The sequence below is a fragment of the Alloalcanivorax balearicus MACL04 genome (assembly GCF_025532145.1).
GTDB lineage: Bacteria > Pseudomonadota > Gammaproteobacteria > Pseudomonadales > Alcanivoracaceae > Alloalcanivorax > Alloalcanivorax balearicus.
Map to the genome: position 1 here is coordinate 1 of NZ_ARXS01000024.1, position 16,655 is coordinate 16,655.

At 60.3% G+C, this 16,655-nt stretch carries 18 protein-coding genes and 3 tRNA genes; 6 read left to right on the top strand and 15 right to left on the bottom strand.

What is annotated here, in order from left to right:
• Positions 1–139: 139 nt before the first annotated feature.
• The 6 genes from MA04_RS16930 to MA04_RS16955 form a co-directional block, all read right to left on the bottom strand.
• A complete protein-coding gene (locus MA04_RS16930; protein WP_163121504.1) occupies positions 140–400 on the bottom strand; it encodes a bacteriocin immunity protein in 261 nt (86 codons plus the stop codon).
• Positions 401–403: 3 nt separating this feature from the next.
• The gene (locus MA04_RS16935; RefSeq protein ID WP_262461730.1) at positions 404–643 is read right to left on the bottom strand and encodes a hypothetical protein; all 240 of its coding nucleotides are present in this window, start codon (positions 641–643) and stop codon (positions 404–406) included.
• A gap of 577 nt (positions 644–1,220) precedes the next feature.
• A tRNA-Ser gene (locus tag MA04_RS16940) sits at positions 1,221–1,308 on the bottom strand.
• Between the two features lie 92 nt (positions 1,309–1,400).
• Positions 1,401–1,835 (bottom strand): MAPEG family protein, encoded by a 435-nt coding sequence (locus MA04_RS16945; RefSeq protein ID WP_116028043.1) that lies wholly within the window; start codon positions 1,833–1,835, stop codon positions 1,401–1,403.
• Complete coding sequence (locus MA04_RS16950; RefSeq protein WP_262461733.1) at positions 1,832–2,290, bottom strand: thioesterase domain-containing protein; 459 nt, start codon at positions 2,288–2,290, stop codon at positions 1,832–1,834. Before MA04_RS16950 ends, MA04_RS16945 begins: the two co-directional genes overlap by 4 nt.
• A complete protein-coding gene (locus tag MA04_RS16955; protein WP_080530716.1) occupies positions 2,283–2,846 on the bottom strand; it encodes a nitroreductase family protein in 564 nt (187 codons plus the stop codon). The genes MA04_RS16950 and MA04_RS16955 overlap by 8 nt, the downstream gene beginning before the upstream one ends.
• A gap of 256 nt (positions 2,847–3,102) precedes the next feature.
• On the opposite strand from MA04_RS16955, the gene MA04_RS16960 reads away from it, so the two are divergent.
• Entirely contained in the window at positions 3,103–4,650 is a 1,548-nt protein-coding gene (locus MA04_RS16960) for an adenylate/guanylate cyclase domain-containing protein (RefSeq protein WP_163121508.1), read from the top strand.
• Positions 4,651–4,686: 36 nt separating this feature from the next.
• A complete protein-coding gene (locus MA04_RS16965; protein WP_205475324.1) occupies positions 4,687–6,171 on the top strand; it encodes an AbgT family transporter in 1,485 nt (494 codons plus the stop codon).
• A gap of 129 nt (positions 6,172–6,300) precedes the next feature.
• Here the strand turns inward: MA04_RS16965 and queF are convergent, their stop codons facing one another.
• The 5 genes from queF to MA04_RS16990 form a co-directional block, all read right to left on the bottom strand.
• On the bottom strand, positions 6,301–7,122 hold the full coding sequence (gene queF, locus MA04_RS16970) for an NADPH-dependent 7-cyano-7-deazaguanine reductase QueF (RefSeq protein ID WP_163121510.1): 822 nt from the start codon (positions 7,120–7,122) through the stop codon (positions 6,301–6,303).
• A 9-nt stretch (positions 7,123–7,131) separates the two neighbouring features.
• Positions 7,132–7,905 carry an ABC transporter permease gene (locus MA04_RS16975; RefSeq protein WP_014993947.1) on the bottom strand — a complete coding sequence of 258 codons (774 nt, stop codon included), beginning with the start codon at positions 7,903–7,905 and terminating at the stop codon, positions 7,132–7,134.
• Complete coding sequence (locus tag MA04_RS16980) at positions 7,902–8,843, bottom strand: ABC transporter ATP-binding protein (protein WP_163121512.1); 942 nt, start codon at positions 8,841–8,843, stop codon at positions 7,902–7,904. Before MA04_RS16980 ends, MA04_RS16975 begins: the two co-directional genes overlap by 4 nt.
• 106 nt (positions 8,844–8,949) lie before the next feature.
• Entirely contained in the window at positions 8,950–9,567 is a 618-nt protein-coding gene (locus MA04_RS16985; protein WP_262461735.1) for a histidine phosphatase family protein, read from the bottom strand.
• A gap of 356 nt (positions 9,568–9,923) precedes the next feature.
• A complete protein-coding gene (locus MA04_RS16990) occupies positions 9,924–10,844 on the bottom strand; it encodes a LysR family transcriptional regulator (protein ID WP_163121516.1) in 921 nt (306 codons plus the stop codon).
• Between the two features lie 373 nt (positions 10,845–11,217).
• Here MA04_RS16990 and MA04_RS16995 point away from each other — a divergent pair, with 373 nt between their 5' ends.
• Positions 11,218–11,940: a hypothetical protein gene (locus tag MA04_RS16995; RefSeq protein WP_163121518.1), complete on the top strand. Its 723-nt coding sequence runs from the start codon at positions 11,218–11,220 to the stop codon at positions 11,938–11,940.
• Between the two features lie 56 nt (positions 11,941–11,996).
• Here the strand turns inward: MA04_RS16995 and MA04_RS17000 are convergent, their stop codons facing one another.
• Complete coding sequence (locus MA04_RS17000; RefSeq protein WP_262461737.1) at positions 11,997–13,058, bottom strand: hypothetical protein; 1,062 nt, start codon at positions 13,056–13,058, stop codon at positions 11,997–11,999.
• Between the two features lie 84 nt (positions 13,059–13,142).
• Positions 13,143–14,069 carry a LysR family transcriptional regulator gene (locus MA04_RS17005; RefSeq protein ID WP_262461738.1) on the bottom strand — a complete coding sequence of 309 codons (927 nt, stop codon included), beginning with the start codon at positions 14,067–14,069 and terminating at the stop codon, positions 13,143–13,145.
• 133 nt (positions 14,070–14,202) lie between these two features.
• Here MA04_RS17005 and MA04_RS17010 point away from each other — a divergent pair, with 133 nt between their 5' ends.
• The 3 genes from MA04_RS17010 (at position 14,203) to MA04_RS17020 (ending at position 16,218) form a co-directional block, all read left to right on the top strand.
• Positions 14,203–14,985 carry an SDR family oxidoreductase gene (locus MA04_RS17010; RefSeq protein WP_262461740.1) on the top strand — a complete coding sequence of 261 codons (783 nt, stop codon included), beginning with the start codon at positions 14,203–14,205 and terminating at the stop codon, positions 14,983–14,985.
• A 154-nt stretch (positions 14,986–15,139) separates the two neighbouring features.
• Entirely contained in the window at positions 15,140–15,631 is a 492-nt protein-coding gene (locus MA04_RS17015) for a DUF1097 domain-containing protein (RefSeq protein ID WP_262461741.1), read from the top strand.
• Between the two features lie 17 nt (positions 15,632–15,648).
• Complete coding sequence (locus MA04_RS17020; RefSeq protein WP_233918070.1) at positions 15,649–16,218, top strand: DoxX family protein; 570 nt, start codon at positions 15,649–15,651, stop codon at positions 16,216–16,218.
• A 120-nt stretch (positions 16,219–16,338) separates the two neighbouring features.
• On the opposite strand, the gene MA04_RS17025 is transcribed toward MA04_RS17020, so the two are convergent.
• Both MA04_RS17025 and MA04_RS17030 read right to left on the bottom strand, forming a co-directional pair.
• Positions 16,339–16,414, bottom strand: a tRNA-Gly gene (locus MA04_RS17025).
• A gap of 29 nt (positions 16,415–16,443) precedes the next feature.
• A tRNA-Glu gene (locus MA04_RS17030) sits at positions 16,444–16,519 on the bottom strand.
• Positions 16,520–16,655 lie beyond the last annotated feature (136 nt).

A 16,655-nucleotide genomic window follows, 5' to 3' on the forward strand; every position in this document is an offset into this window, starting at 1 on the left:
TCGAAACGGGTCTGCACGGAGGCCTTCCGGGGCCCTGTTTGACAGGAACGTCAAATAATCCCTGGCTTACACCGCCGCAGCCCTCCCCCACAGCCAGCGACTTACTGTCTGCGACTACGCGCCGGCGCTTTAAGAGTCTTTAATTCTTGAAACCAGGCAACCCCTGCTCAGTGCGCCATCTCTTCACTTCTCCAAGAATCCCTTCCGGTGAATCCTCTACTTCCGGTTCGGGATAGAAGATGACATCTGTCCCGGCAGGATGGCCAGTGACACTTACAAAATGATCAACCAGTTCCAGATGTTCCTCTTCCGTCTCCGTGTCTGAGTAAAAAATGACCCGTATCAGTTCGAGAAATTCAGACTCGGTATAGTCAGAATAGCTGGCTTTCAGACCTTTCATAGATCACCTATGTGTACCGATATGGGACTTGGGTGTCACTACGCCCATATTATCCATGTCATATACTTGACCACCTTCCGATATGGGGTGGCGATGATGAATTTCGTACTTCTCTCGTTTCCCGACAGCATCGTCCTTACGCACAAAAGGCGCGCGCCCCATGGACTGCAGCTGTTCCTCGGTGAGTGTGCCATCACCCATCCGCTGCGGGATCAGCGCCCCGATGACGACCGCGCTGAACATCGTCCCTGCGGTTGTTGCTCCTGCGCCCAATGTTCGGGCCGCCCATGTCCCCAATCCATCCAGCGCCGCCGACGATCCCACCGCGCGACCGAACACTATTGTCCCTGCCGCAGCCCCGGACGGAGCGGCCTGCTCAGCGGCCCGCCGCCATACGTTCGCGAGCCAGTTGCTTTCAAGCTAAGTGCCGCTGAAATGGGTGGCCCGTCAGCTGGGACATTCCGACACGAAGATGATCAAGCGGCACTACGGCCGATGGATTCCTGATGACACTCGGAGCATGGCGGGGATGGTTTCGGAGATGATGGGGTTTAGGGCGTCCGGCGGCGGACTGGGAAACGACGATTCTGCCCCAATTTTGCCCCAATGATCGACACAAAATGAAAAAAGCCCTGAAAAATCAGGGCTTTCTATTTGGCGGTGAGGGAGGGATTGACTCGCTGACGCTCGGGGCTTCGCCCCGTCGCCCAAGGGCGACGTCCTGCGCCGGCCAAGGCCGGCTGGTCGAACCGGAGGGGGCTCATCAAGGCCGCCCACGACCGCCAAACAAAAAACCCCGCGTTAAGCGGGGCTTTTTATTTGGCGGTGAGGGAGGGATTCGAACCCTCGATACGTTTCCGTATACACACTTTCCAGGCGTGCTCCTTCGGCCACTCGGACACCTCACCGGGGAAACTCGTTGTCGTCCCAGCCCGTAGGCTGAGGGCGCGTAGAGTACCGGAGGGGCGCGGGTTAGGCAAGGGTTCGGGGAGGCGACTGCTCAGGGTTTAATCAGATCACAGAGGACCGGGAAGGTGTCCAGCGCCAGCCAGGCCAGCAGCACCATCTGCACCAGTAAAAAGGCGAAGCGGATCTGCACCAGCCAGTGATTCACCCCGATCAGATGAATCAGGCTCTGACCGATACGGGCGGCGAGAATCCAGGGCAAGAGCTGACCGGCCAGGTCGTTGCCAACCGCCATCGCCGCACCGGCGATAACGATCACCACGCCGAGCAGTTCCAGGGTGTTCTGATAGGCGCGCGAGAGACGGCTGAGGAATTCCGCCGGCTCATAGTGATATGGCGGGAAGGCATCGGCACGTCGGCGGCCGGACACCACTTGTAACCCGCGGCCGGCAACCAGAGCAAAGAGCAGGAATAAAGCCCAGCTACCGAAGCCGAGCAGATAGAGCAACGCGGAAGTATCCAGGGTCATGGTTTCAGTATCCGGGCAAGAAAGGTGCCCTGATACTGGCAGACCGGCTGGCCCTGTTCATTGTCCGCCCGCGCCATAATGCGCAGCGAGGCCTTGCCGCGCCGTTGCAGCCGTTCGCGGAAACGTTCCCGGTCAGCGGCTTCGGATTCGGCGGTGATCACCATATCGACGTCGAGCGGCAGCAGATAGTCCAGCGAAGAGGTGACCGCCACCACGTCCACGGCCTGGTCTGGCAGGATCTGCTCGGCCAGCACCGAGGTCAGCGACCAACCGGCCAGAGTCACCAGCGCCGCCTGGCTGCCGGCGAAGAAGGTGCCCTTGTCGTTGTGGTTGGGCTCCAGTGGTGCCCGCAACCGCAGCCGCTCGCCATTGAAGTCCAGGTACTCGAAGGCCAGATGGCGGGTCAGCGGGATCGCCTCGCGAACCTTTCCGGCCAGGGCCGTGAGATCAGTCATCGGGCAACTCCCGCACATACCGATCCGGCGTTTCGTCCGGCAAGGTCTTGAGTGCGCCGGCCGGCGTGCCCAGGTAAATGAACGCTACCACCTGGTCCTTGTCGGCGAAGCCCAGGCGCCGTTTCACCGCTGCGTCCTCGGCGATGGCGCCGGTACGCCACATGGCGCCAATGCCCAACGCATGGGCGGCGAGCATGATGTTCTGAGCGGCGGCGCCGGCCGCCAGTACCTGTTCCCACACCGGTACCTTGTGGCTTTCGGTGACCTCCGCCGCCACCACGATCACCGCCGGGGCCCGCAATGCTTTATTGCGGGCATTGGAAAGGGTGCACGAGTCCGCTTCGGCAAAGGATTCGGCGGCGTGCTGTTCCATGATGTCCGCCAACCGCTCCCGCTGGTCACCGCGCAGCACGATGAATCGCCAGGGCCGCAGCATGCCGTGATCCGGCGCCCGGATCGCGGCCCGCAGCAGCAAATCGATCTGTTCATCGCTGGGGCCGGGGTCGGTGAGCCGCGGCACTGACACCCGCGTGGTCAAGGCGGTGAGGGTATCCATGCAATCTCCTTTCGATATGAGAGCGCTATTGTAGGGCCTGTTCACACTACTTGCATCGCGCCTGCCGGGTGCCCTTTTTGCCTCCAGCGGATACGACAACAGAGCGAGATCGCCTGTTGACGAAAATCATCCTTTTTTCTTATAAAACTTTCTAATAAGCTCGTCTGTTACCCTCAGGACAAGGAGTCGATCATGCGCCGTGCCACCGACGCCCTCGCGGCGTTTTCTTTCCTTCCCATCGGGGCCGTCACCGTCCATGGCTGACACTGCCCTGTCCTCGCGCCAGTACCTGGATCTGAAGGAACAGACCCGCCGGCAAACCCATCTGACCCGGATCCTGGCGTTTCTGGTGGCCAGTGGCATGCTCGGGGCCGGGATCGGATTACAGGTTTATCCGTTCTCGCTGCTCTGGGCGGTGGCGCCGCTGCTGGCCTACCCGTTACTGATCCAGTTACTGGTGATGGTGGCGGAAAAACGCGGTGTGGCGGCGGCCACGTTGTCACAGACGCTATTGCAGGCGGACGCTCTGTGCATCGGCTTCGCCTGTGCCTGCCTGTGGTTCGCGGTGGTGCCCAGTCTGGCGCTGCTGGCCATTGTTCATGCCAACGCCATGAGCCACGGCGGCTGGCGCCCCTGGCTCGGCAGCGTGGCGATGACCGCGCTGGGAGCGAGCGCCGGCGGCGCCCTGTTCTATCTGCTTGATCCCACCTTTGAGCCGGTGCCACAGGCTCCGTTGTCCCTGATCGTCCTCGCCCTGTTGGGTCTGGCGGTGTACATGGGCGCCAGCGCTTTTTTCGCGCAACGGCAGACCCGCTATCTGCGTCTGGCCCAGCAGCAGGTGCGCGAGCAGCAGCGGCAAGCCCTGAATATGTCACGCAAGCTGGCCAAATATCTGCCTCCGCAAATCTGGGGCTCTCTGTTCACCGGCAAAAGGGACGCCAAACTGGAAACCCGGCGCAAGCGCCTCACCGTGTTCTTCTCGGACATCAAGGGCTTCAGCGCGATTTCCGAAGAGCTGCCGCTGGACACCCTGACCGCCATGCTCAATACCTATCTGAGTGAAATGACCCGTATTGCCCTGCGTCACGGCGGCACCATCGACAAGTTCATCGGCGACGCGGTGATGGTGTTCTTCGGCGACCCCAAAAGCGAGGGCGCCCAGGAGGACGCCTTCCGCTGCGTGGCCATGGCCATCGAGATGCAGCGCCATATGCGTCTGCTGCGCCAGCGCTGGAAGCACGAGGGCATCGAGCAGCCGCTGGAGATCCGTATCGGCATCAATACCGGCTATGTCACGGTCGGCAACTTCGGCACCGACAGCCGCATGGACTACACCATTCTCGGCACCGATGTGAATCTGGCCAGCCGGCTGGAGTCCGCCTGCCGCCCGGGCCAGGTGCTGATTTCCGAGTCCACCCATGAACTGGTGCAGGACCGCATTCAATGCCGCAGCGTCGGTGACATCAGCGCCAAGGGCTTCAGCCGCCCGATTCCGGTCTATGAAGCCCGTGATCTGAAACGCCACGCCGGGGCCCGCAACCGCTATGTCAGTGCCGAAACCGAAGGTTTTGCACTGCATATCGACCTCGAGCGTATTCACAATTTCGACAAAAAACGCATACTCGGAACATTGGCCCGTTCGGCCACGGACTTGAAAGACAACAAACCGGTGTCCCTGGACTTCGAAGCGGAAGGCTTCGTACTGCATCTGGATTCCGGCCGTCTGCATCATCGGGAACGCCCCCGGGTACTGGAATTCATGGGGCGAGCGGCGCGTCGGGTACAGGAACAGCTTCGTCTCTGAGTACTTCGGCGGACAGGGGCACCACCGGGAGCGACTATGGCGATTTCTGCATCGGCGGGTTGGTTGAGCCGTCTGGAACGGCTGGGTAACCGGCTGCCCCACCCCACCCTTCTGTTCGTTTGGTTATGCGTGTTGATGCTGCCTCTGAGTGCGATTCTGTCCGCTCTCGGCGCCAACGCCTTTCATCCTCAGGAACAAAAGGAGATCGTGGTGCGCTCGCTGCTGGACAGTGAGGGGCTGCGTTATTTGTTCAGCCACATGGTCAGCAACTTCACCGGTTTCGCGCCGCTGGGCGTGGTGCTGGTGGCGATGCTCGGCCTGGGTATCGCCGAGCATTCCGGGCTGCTGGGCGGCAGTCTGGCGGCACTGGTACGCCGGGCCTCCCATCGCACGCTGGTGGCCACGGTGGCGTTCGCCGGGGTTATGTCCAGTATCGCCTTCGATGCCGGTTACGTGGTGCTGATCCCGCTGGCCGGCTTGCTGTTCCAACTGGCCGGCCGTTCTCCGCTGGCCGGCATCGCCACCGCGTTCGCCGCGGTGTCCGGCGGTTACAGCGCCAACCTGCTGCTCGGCCCGGTGGACGCGGTACTGGCCGGGATTTCCACCGAAGCGGCGCACATCATCGATCCGCAGCGCACCGTCAGCGCCGCCGGCAACTACTGGTTCATTATCGTGTCCACGGTGCTGGTGACCACGCTGGTGACCCTGGTGACGGTGCGCTTCGTCGAGCCTCGGCTGGCCGCCGGCGAAGCGGACGGGAGCGTCCGGGACGAACAACCGCACCTGCACCGGCGCGCGGCGATCTGGACTCTGGTCACCCTGGTGGCGGGTCTGGCGTTTCTCGCCTGGCTGGGATTGCCGGCGGACGCGCCGCTGCGTAACGCGGACACCGGCGCTCTGCTGCAATCGCCGTTCATGTCCAGCATCGTGGTGTTAATTGCCCTGGTGGCCGCCGCCTGCGGCGTGGTCTATGGCCGCGTCAGCGGGGCGTTCCGCTCCGCCGGTGACGTTATTACCGCCATGGAAACCGCCATGGCGTCCATGGCCGGTTATCTGGTGCTGATGTTCTTCGCCGCCCAGTTCGTGGCCTGGTTCAACTACAGCCAGTTGGGTCTGGTACTCGCCATTCGCGGCGCCGCCTGGCTGGGTACGCTGTCCTTACCCACCGTGCTGCTGCTATTGCTGTTCGTGTTGATGAGCACCACTATCAATCTGCTGATCGGCAGCGCCTCGGCCAAATGGTCGATCCTGGCGCCGGTGTTCATTCCCATGCTGATGCTGCTCGGTATCGATCCGGAAGCCACCCAGGCCGCCTATCGCGTGGGCGACTCCAGCACCAACATCATCACCCCGCTGATGCCCTATTTCGCCCTGGTGCTGGGCTTCGCCCGCCGCTACCAGGCGGACACCGGGGTCGGCACCCTGATCGCGCTAATGCTGCCCTACAGCCTGACCCTGCTGCTGGGCTGGTCGATTCTGCTGGGCGTCTGGATCGCGGTGGGGTGGCCGCTGGGAACGTGAGAAAAGCAGTGAATAGTGAATAGTGAATAGTGAATAGTGAATAGTGAATAGTGAATAGTGAAGGAAAGGGTGAGGGTTGCGGATACGCAAGCCCTCTTTTTTAACCGTTCACTTTTAACTCTTCACTATTCACTGTCTTATTGTGCGTCGGTTCTCCGGCGCCGCTTCGAAGTTGCTGCGGAACGGGTTGATGTCGAGACCGCCGCGGCGGGTGAAGCGGCCGAGGACGGAGAGTTTGGCGGGGGCGCATTGGCGTTGCAGGTCGACGAACATCTGCTCGACGATCTGCTCATGGAAGCCCTGGTGGTTACGCAGGGAGACCACATAGCGCAGGAAACCCTCGGGGTCGATGGGCGCGCCTTCATAGCGCACCACCACCGTGCCCCAGTCGGGCTGATTGGTGACCGGGCAATGGCTGCGTAGCAGGTGCGAGTAGAGCTCGCCTTGGTGTATCTCACCGGTGGTAGTGGTCAGCGAAGCCGGGCTGTACTCGAAGGTGTCGATGGTCAAGTCCAGCTCATCCACACAGACCCCGTCGCTATGCCAAACCGGTTGCGCCGCCGCTTCCTCGAGGGACAGAATCCGCACCGTCACAGCTTCTCCGGCCACCTTGCCCAGGTCAGCGGTGATGATCTCCCACACGGAATCGGCGTCGGCGTAACGGCTGTTGGCGAACGAGTTCAGGTAAAGCTTCAGCGATTTGGACTCAATGATGCTGTCCGAGGTGCACGGCACCCGGACTTCCACCAGCGCCACATGGGGTTTGCCGCCCTGGTCCAGCCAGGACAGCTCATAGCCGGTCCATAGATCCTCGCCCCGGAACGGCAGGGTGCCGGTCAGCGCCAGGCTTTCCCGCGCCAGTGCCCGGGGTACCGGATACAGCAGTTCCGGTGCGTATTGATCCACGTACTCACTTGTTTGCCCCAGTGGGGCGTCTTGCAAATAACTCATTGTCTTGTCTCAGGCGCGGATACCGGTGCCACGGTGCAGCAGCCACAAGGCCAGGATATAGAACCCCAGCACGAACAACGCGATAGTCCCCAGGGACGTGTACACATTGACGTCGCTGACCCCCAGAATACCGTAACGGAAGGCGTTGACCATGTAGACGATGGGGTTGGCCAGAGTCACCGTACGCCAGAAATCCGGCAGCAGTTCCAATGAATAAAACACCCCGCCCAGATAGGTCAGTGGCGTCAGCACGAAATTGGGAATAATGCTGATGTCATCGAAATTACGGGCGAACACCGCGTTGATGAAACCACCGAGGGAGAACAACGCCGCCGTCATCACCACCACTGACAGCGTGATCCAGGCATGCTGCAGGGTCAGATGGGTGAAGAACAGACTCAGCACGGTAACGATACCGCCGACCATCAGGCCGCGCGCGATACCGCCCACCATGTAACCGGTGAGAATGACGTGGGCCGGCATCGGCGACACCATCATCTCTTCGATGGAATGCTGGAACTTGGTGGAGAAGAACGAACTGACCACATTGCCGTAGCTGTTCTGGATTACGCTCATCATGATCAGACCGGGCACGATGTACTGCATGTAATCGAAGCCGCCCATATCACCGATGCGGCTCCCCACCAGGTTGCCAAAGATGACGAAATACAGGGACATGGTGATCGCCGGCGGCAGCAACGTCTGCGGCCAGATGCGCACGAAGCGCCGGATTTCCTTGGTCACCAGGGTGAGAAACGCCACCCACTGTTCAGTAAAACTCACGAGGCGGCCTCCTTGCCGGCAAGATCCGCGTTGCGTTCCACCAGTCGCACGAACAATTCCTCCAGCCGGTTGGCTTTGTTACGCATACTCAGCACCTGAATGTCCTGTTCCGCCAGGGCACCGAACAGGCGATTGAGACTCTCGGTTTTCGGCACATCCACTTCCAGGGTGGCGGCATCACGCAGGCGCACATGGAAGCCGCACAATTCCGGCGCGCTTTGCAGCGGCCGTTGCAGATCGAGCACGAAGGTCTCCACCTGCAGCTTCTCCAGCAGGGATCTCATATCGGTGTTTTCGACGATCACCCCGTGGTCGATGATGGCGATGCGCCGGCACAGCGACTCCGCCTCTTCCAGATAATGGGTGGTGAGAATGATGGTGCGCCCTTGCTCATTCAGACCGATGAGGAAATCCCACATGGAACGGCGTAATTCGATGTCGACGCCGGCGGTGGGCTCATCCAGGATCAGCAGCTCCGGTTCGTGCACCAGTGCGCGGGCGATCATCAGACGGCGCTTCATGCCACCGGAGAGCATGCGCGCGGCGGACTGGCGTTTCTCCCACAACCCGAGCTGTCGCAGATATTTCTCTGCCTGGCGTTTGGCCTCGGCGATGGGGATGCCGTAGAACCCGGCCTGGGTGACGACGATGTCGTACACTTTCTCGAATTGATTGAAATTGAATTCCTGCGGCACCACCCCGATCTTCTTTTTTGCCAGCGACCGCTCCCGGTCCAGCGAGTGGCCGAAGATCTCGACCTCTCCGCCGCTCTTGTTCACCAGAGAACTGACGATGCCGATGGTGGTGGATTTGCCGGCGCCATTGGGGCCCAGCAATGCGAAGAATTCGCCTTTTTCAACGGTCAGGTCGATGCCCTTGAGCGCCTGGACACCGTTGCCGTAGGTTTTGGTCAGATTACGAATGGTCAAGGCCGACAAAAAATCACCTCTCTTTCCGGTCTGGGGCGGAAAACGGTTTTAATCCGAGTGCTTTACCAATCGGTGCGTAGCGAACGGTAGTTAATGGGGGTAATCGAAGACAAAATCAAGCGGAGGCACGCAGCGGACGGTGGCCGCGCTCACCACGCCACACCCAGTGCATGCCACCGTCCTGGAACCAGACCCAAAGGCCTTCCATCATCCACGGCCAATCGTCCTGGTTGATGGACCGCCGCCCTTCCAGTTCCGCCACCAGCACCGCGAGAATGGTGTCATGGGTCACGTGCACCGCCAGTTCACCGCTGCCAGGTTCCCGGTCCCGCAAGTAGCCGGCCAGCTTGGCACAGCCATCCGCCGGCGACAGCATGCCCTCGAACGGATTCTGCAAATGGCGATTGAGGAATCGCATGGCGCCCATCTTCAGAAAGGTGGGTCCCACCCGATTCATGTCCTGCACATAGCACCCCGGTTCCACCAGAGTGTTATCGGTGAGCACGTCCATGGGACTGTCAATCAAACCAGCGCGCAGCGCGCCCTCGGCCATGGCCTTGGCGGTGTCCACGCAACGTCCCACCGGGCTGGAATAAAACGCCGACACCGGGCGCGCCAACTGCCCTCCCCAGTCCCGAGCCAGCTCGATGCCTTCCGGCGTCAACGGCAGCCGGTAATCCGCGAACCCGTTCTTGGCCAGTTCCCGGACCGAGTGACGGGTCAACAGATGCACCGGCCGATCCGACGGCAATAAATTAAGGGCGTGCAATAAACGCGGATGTAGTCGGGCCATGTCGGGGTTGGGGCCTTTTTCCTCACTATCCGAACCATCTTAGAGCCTGGGGGGCTTTTCTGCACCTCCGCCGGGGGTGTTATTGCATGAAGTGGCCCCGCCCGGTTGAAACGGTAACCGCAGCAGCGCCAACCGCTGTTCATGTAGAATAACTACGCCACACACCATGGAAACAGAGTTAACAGGCCCTACGAAGCCGCTGTGGGAAGCTTGCTTGCAAGCGAATGTTTTTGGCCCGGTCCAATTCGGAAGCAATGGAGAGGACCTGTCATGACATTGTCCAGGGCGCTGGATTCTCAGTGCCACAGTGGATCCTGACCGAACCACTCCGCCAGATGATCCAACAACGCCCGTAACGCCGGCGGCATATGCCGCCGTGAGCGGTAAATCGCGGAAATAGCCAGATCCTCGGGGCGCCAGTCCGGCAGCAGCGCCACCAGGCGGCCGCTTTTGATCAGCGGCGCCGCCGCGTACACCGGCTGCAGGGCGATCCCCAACCCTTCGCTGGCGGCCTCCAGCAACGCCATGGGGTCGTTCGCATTGAGGGTGCCCTCCACCGGCACCGACACCTCGCCGCCATCGCCTTCACCACCATGGCGACCATGGCGATGGAAACGCCAAAGGCTTTTGCCGAAATAGGAATAGGTCAAACAGTTGTGGTCGGCCAGCGCCTCCACCCGCTCCGGCATGCCGTGGGCGGCCAGATAGGACGGTGCCGCGCACACCACCGAAGCGCAATTGGCCAGACGGCGGGCGATCAGATTGGGATCCAGTTGGTTGGTGATGCGGATCGCCAGATCAATGCGTTCTTCCACCAGATTCACCGGGTGATACCCCACCTGGAGATCAATGGCGGTATGCCGATAGGCCTGCAGATAACCGGTCAACGCCTTGCCCAGCGCCGCCTGGGCCAGCGACGGCGTGCACGCCACCCGCAGTCGGCCGCGCGGTTGACCACCGTCGGTGCCGCCCAGGGTCTCGATGTCCTCGGCCAGTGTCAGCATTTCCCGGCATCCGCTCAGCGCCCTTTCACCCGCCGCGGTGAGGCTCAGGCGCCGGGTGCTGCGGTGCAGCAGACGGGCATCGGCCCATTGCTCCATTCGTGCCAAATAACGGGTGACTTGGGCCCGGGAAAGATCGAGCGTGCGGGCGGCGGCGGACAGACTGCCCTGCTCAACGATGCTGACAAACACCCTGGCGGCGATGAGTCGATCCATATTGTTTCCAGATTCGCAACAGTGGTGTTCATCTTACAGGGTATTTGCATCCTTTATTGCAACTTACCATGAAGGCCTGACTCAATCAGGAGATCCTTTATGTCCCTCAAATCCATGCTCATCCAGGCGCTCGGTGGCGGCCTGCTGGCGTTGAGCGCCCTCACGGCCCAGGCGGCACCGCTGCATCACAAGGCCGCTGCAGGAGCTTCGTAGCCCCTTCGGCGGGAGAGCGATCAGCGTGTAGGCGCGCCAGCGGGTTGTTCCAAAACGGTGGGGCACCCGTGCTCCACGGACCAGATGCGCCTTTTCTCTCCATTCGGACGACAGTAGTATCGCAAACACCTTCCTTGCTGACATGGATAGAGGGTGCTGCGTGCCCGATCGATTGAAACCCCACGAAGTGCGAGCGCTGCGGGAAAAGCTTCGCCGGGCAGGCACTTTCAGGCTGGTGACGACCCTTCCCTTTGTTGCTTTGTTGAGCGGTGCCGTCTTACTCATCGGCGGCTACGGGCTTCATTGGCTGTTATCTCCATCGCTGCATGTCAGCGGCCCTGGCATCGTCGTTGAAAATCCGATTGCCGCGGCCCTGGCAACGTGCGCTTTGCTCGGCGCGCTGGTTTTGGCCGGATGCCTTGCTCTGATCATCTTGTTGGATGCCAGTCCAACCACGCGAGGCGCCAGAGTCCTTCTTGGCAGTCTCCTATGCCTCTGTGTGCTGCTCTATGCCTGGTCGTTACGGCCGCATTATCGGGTTCACGCCGATCGACTTGATATCGTGTCCTGGCGCTCCAGCCGGTCCTTGCCCCTTGCCAGCATCGATGGCGCGCTCATCACCTCCAGCCTCAGCAAATACAACCGTCGATCCTATCGTTTGAGGTTCATGTCCGAGGGCCGGGAAATCGAGTCTCTTTCAATCAGGCCATCCGGCCTGACCATCGTTCTTGCGCAATTACCCCAAAATATCGATTGTCGAACCGACAGGGAGCCTGAAAACCGGTCAGACCTGCAACAAGAGCTCGGCCAAGCATTTGCCGAAGGAAGAGGCGAAAAGGGGCTTCAGTTGCCCCCTGCCTGCCTTGCCGCGTTATCGCTGTGAGTCCGGCAACGACGACGCCAGGGGACAGCGGTGGCGGCCGGAACTGACGGGACCGCTCAGCAGTCGTATTGCGGTTCCGGGATCCGCAGCGGACGGTTCAGGGTTTTACTGAGATGAGAAGCGAGATCATCCAGTGCGTCCATGTCACCGAAGGAACCGGAGATGCCGGACTCTCGCTCAGCGCCGGCCGAGGTTTGAAAGATGAGACTCAGGGAGGCTCCACCTCCACCCTTGGCGGGTCGGAGCTTTTGCAGGCGGAGCGCAACAATGCGTTCGACCGGTATGATGTGCAGTTGCCTCGCACAAACAATCAAGGCTTCGTGCTCCGACGACAAACCGATCCGGCCCAGGAAGTTGTCCTGATCGAGTGGCGGCAGGCAGACAAAATCCTGGCTGTAATCGTCAGGGGCACTGGCCCACAATGCGTCCAGCGTTGACGCCGGGACCACACCGCGCACCTCATCAAGAGGCGTAAAACGCCTGAGCCATTCTCTTTCCTGCACACTCATCGGGCGGCGATAGCCAGGCTCGATATAAATCGAGCAGGCGGTTTCCAGCCGCCGGTCCCGTTCATGGGCCGGGATGTTCCTGTTCCACTCCGAGGGTTGGCGCTTTGGCGGCCAGACGGTCAGCGAAATACGAGCCGGACCGGCACGCCAGATCGAGGAGACCGTATTGTTGCGTACCCCGATTGGAGCCGGACCCAGCAATTCAGTGATCCGACGGTGCGCATGACGAAGGTTGGCAAGAGGGTCCTTCTTGATCCAGACATTCCCGCTGAACCACAGAGGAACCTGGTTACGGGACGGTGTCCTGAATATTTGCGGAGACATGGGATAGAGCAAACCGTCGAGAGCCAACGGGCACGGCATGATCGGGCTTTGCTCCCAGTCGTAGGCGGGGTGACGAACCAGGCCGAAGCGGTCAATGAGTTCCTGGCAGCTTGCCCGCCAGGGGAAGCCGAGGCTGTCCAGCATATCCTGAATGGTGTTTTCCGCACCCGGGGCCCAGGGCAACTCGAGGTCAGTCGGACGATCCACAATCGGCGGCTTCTCTTCACGCAATCCGAAAAGTTCGCGCAGCTTGCGAAAAACGCCAGAAAATTCGGGGCTTGTCATTGAGGGCTCCTCATTCAAGGGGATACTGGCACGGCGACTACCCCTCTTTACTGTATGGACAGCACGATGGACAGGATCACATTCTTATTCACTATTATCCGGATGCCCTGTCTCACCGAATTTTTCGCGATATATGTCGCGAGCCCAATCGATGAATACGCGCACTCTGGGAGAAAGCTGCCGATGAAATGGGTAGAGCGCACTGACGGGCAGTGCGGGACAGGTCCATTCAGGCAGCACTTGGACTAGACGTCCGGCCCGCAGATGCTCTTCCAGCCGGAAACGAGGCACCTGAATCAGCCCGCAGCCGGCGAGTGCCGCGCTCGTGTAACACTCTGCATCACTCACCGAAATCCAGCCACTCGCTTCGAATTCAGCCACCTTACCGTCCACTATGACGGTGAAGGGATAACGGCTGTCATTGCCCCGGGAAAAAAAGCCGATCCCCTGGTGCTGCACCAATTCACGCGGATGTTCGGGAGTGCCGTATCGAGCCAGATACTCCGGACTGGCGCAGATGATCTCCGGCATGTCCGCCAACTTTCTGGCCACCAGCGACGAATCGCGTGGCCGGCCAGCTCGTACCACGCAGTCAATACCTTCTTTGACCAGACTTACCAGGCGGTCGCCACTGCTGATAACGACATCAATTCGAGGATAACGCGCCCTGAACTCGCCGATACGCGGCAGGATGATCATCGTCGCATGCGCCCCATGGAGATCCAGCCGTAACGTCCCGTGGGGATTGGCTATCTGGGTGCTCAGGCACGTTTCCGCCTCCTCCAGTTCAGCCAGGACGCGCCGGCTACGTTCGTAGAAAGCCTGTCCATCCAGGGTCGGTTTCACCTGACGTGTGGTGCGATCCAGCAGGCGAGCCCCCAACCGCTTCTCGAGCGCCTTGATCGTATGTGTTGCCGTGGCACGCGGGATATTCAGCACATTGGCGGCTTCGGTGAAGCTGCCGAGTTCCACAATGCGAGTGAACAGCTGCAAAGCATCGAAGCGGTCCATACCAATCCAATTGTTGATACTTCTTGAATTAAGAAGCCAATTTAACCTCATTTATTCATTAATGCTCAATCCGCACCATCGACTCCATAGCGCCCGCTATATCGTCACGCGGGATCGACGAGTGCCTATCACCATGCACATCAAGGAAACCATCATGAGTACCAGCAAGTTATCCGCCGTACCACCGCCGGTCCGGACAGCCATTATTACCGGCGCCTCCCGAGGCATCGGCCGCGCCATCGCACTGCGCCTGGCCGCCGATGGCTTCAAAATCGCCGTCAATTACTCAGGCAATGCAGCCAGGGCTCAGGAAGTCGTCTCGGCCATCGAAGCGGTGGGTGGGGAAGCGGTCGCCGTGCGGGCGGATGTATCCCAAGCGGCGGACGTACAACGACTCTTTGCCACGACGCAGGGTGCCTTCGGTGTCATCGGTGTCGTCGTCCATAGCGCTGGTGTGATGACTCTGGCCCCCATCAGTCCCGAGAGTGTCGAGACTTTCGATCGCGTTGTTGAAACCAATCTTCGCGGTGCCTTCCTGGTGCTGGGGCAGGCAGCTCAGAAATTGCAAGCCGGTGGCCGAATTCTCGCGCTGTCGACCAGCGTGATCGCCAAGGCCTTCCCTGAATACGGCCCCTACATAGCAGCTAAGGCCGGTGTCGAAGGTTTGGTTCATGTGCTGGCCAATGAATTGCGTGGCCGCGGCATTACGGTCAATGCGATCGCCCCCGGTCCCGTCGCCACCGAACTGTTTCTCAAAGGCAAGACCGACGAACAGATCGCCCAGCTCAGCAAGGCATCTCCCCTGGAGCGTCTGGGACAGCCCGAAGACATTGCCCGCGTGGTGTCGTTCCTGGTCGGCGCCGATGGGGGCTGGGTCAATTCTCAAATCGTGCGCGCCAACGGCGGGTTCGCCTGAGCGTACGCCGCTTCAACCCGCCAGGAGTCAAGCTTATGAACCTCACCATTTTGATCACCGGTGCCTCCACCAAAGGGCTCCATGATTTTGCGCACAGTGGCCGCCCTGTCACCTATATCGCCGTGCCCCGTTTATGCGCCCCGGGAGGTGCGTAATGGCCAATAACGCACTGTCTGACCATCTGAAAATAGTGATTGGCGAGTCGGTCATCGCATCATCGGCCGCCACACTGAGCGTGATGGCTTTCGAAGTCCCGGTGTGGGCCATGTTTGTCGGCTGGATTTCGTTCTTCACCCGTGGACTGAACCTGAAACAGGGAGTCATCAACCTGGCCTGCGTGCTGATCGGCGTCGCCTTGGGCATCGCCGCAGCCCAGGTCATGGCGGTTCTGACACCGGTTCTGGGAAGCTACGCCATCAGCGCGGTGGTGTTCGCCGTCACCGTAATTGCGCTGTCCCTGGCCAAGGCGCCCGTATTCAACAATCTGCTTGGTTTCTTCCTGGGCCTGGTGGCGTACTTCGCCTCGCACCAGCCCCCATCAGTCATGGCGTTCGGAATGTTGGCTCTGGCCGCGACGCTGGGTGCGGCAGCCGCCTTTACTGCGTTTTCGCTACAAAAGAAAATCCAGCGAAACGCAGCGCATTGACCGCGAAGGAGATTCACATGAAACGAATCCCAATCATTTGTTGTGCCGAGCCGGATCAACGTCCAAACACCGGACTTTACGCATCACCAACCCAATCCGAGACTGCTTCCAAAGAAACGAATAAAACTTATGAGCGCCTGTTGTTTCCACGGCTAGGCGTGCTTTATGAGCGTGCGGAACCGGTCCTGTACGCAATGCTGCGTTTTGCCTTCGGCGCCGTCCTGTTCACCCACGGCCTTCCCAAAGCCCTGGGGACATCTCACGGCTCCATGGCTGACCCGATGGCAGGCTCCGTCAACCTGATCCAGAACGTCATGGGTTTGCCATTCGCACCACAGCTGGCCTTTTTGGTCATGCTACTTGAAACCGTTGGCGCCCTCATGCTGGCTATTGGACTATGGGCTCGCCCGGTCGCGTTCATCATCACGTTGCAAATGGCGGGTATCAGCTACGCGCTCGGTCCCACCTGGCCCTGGATCGATCGCGGTATAGAGTTTCCGGTATTGATGGGGTTTCTTGCGCTCTATATTGCGGTGCGCGGTAGCGGCCATTTCGCGGTCGATCGCAAGCTCAGACTTGTCATCTAAAGGAAATTGGAGCGGGAAACGAGATTCGACCGGGCTGGCGCACCAGCTCGCGATCCCAACCAAAAAAAGCTGGGGTCACCTAGGCAACTGCGACAACGCTTTATGAATCCAGGAAAGAATTGGAGCGGGAAACGAGATTCGAACTCGCGGCCCCAACCTTGGCAAGGTTGTGCTCTACCAGCTGAGCTATTCCCGCTTGTCACTGCTTCGCCTGAACGAAAATAGTGGCGTCCCCTAGGGGAGTCGAACCCCTGTTACCGCCGTGAAAGGGCGGTGTCCTAGGCCACTAGACGAAGGGGACCCGGACTTGTCGGCCAATCCCGTTGCGGGACTGCCCTGTCAAGCGGCGCGTAGTCTAGGAATCCAGGCCGGCAGCGTCAAGGAGAAATTCCCCCGGTCGACACCGTTCGTTCATAATCCGTTCAATCTCGGCGATT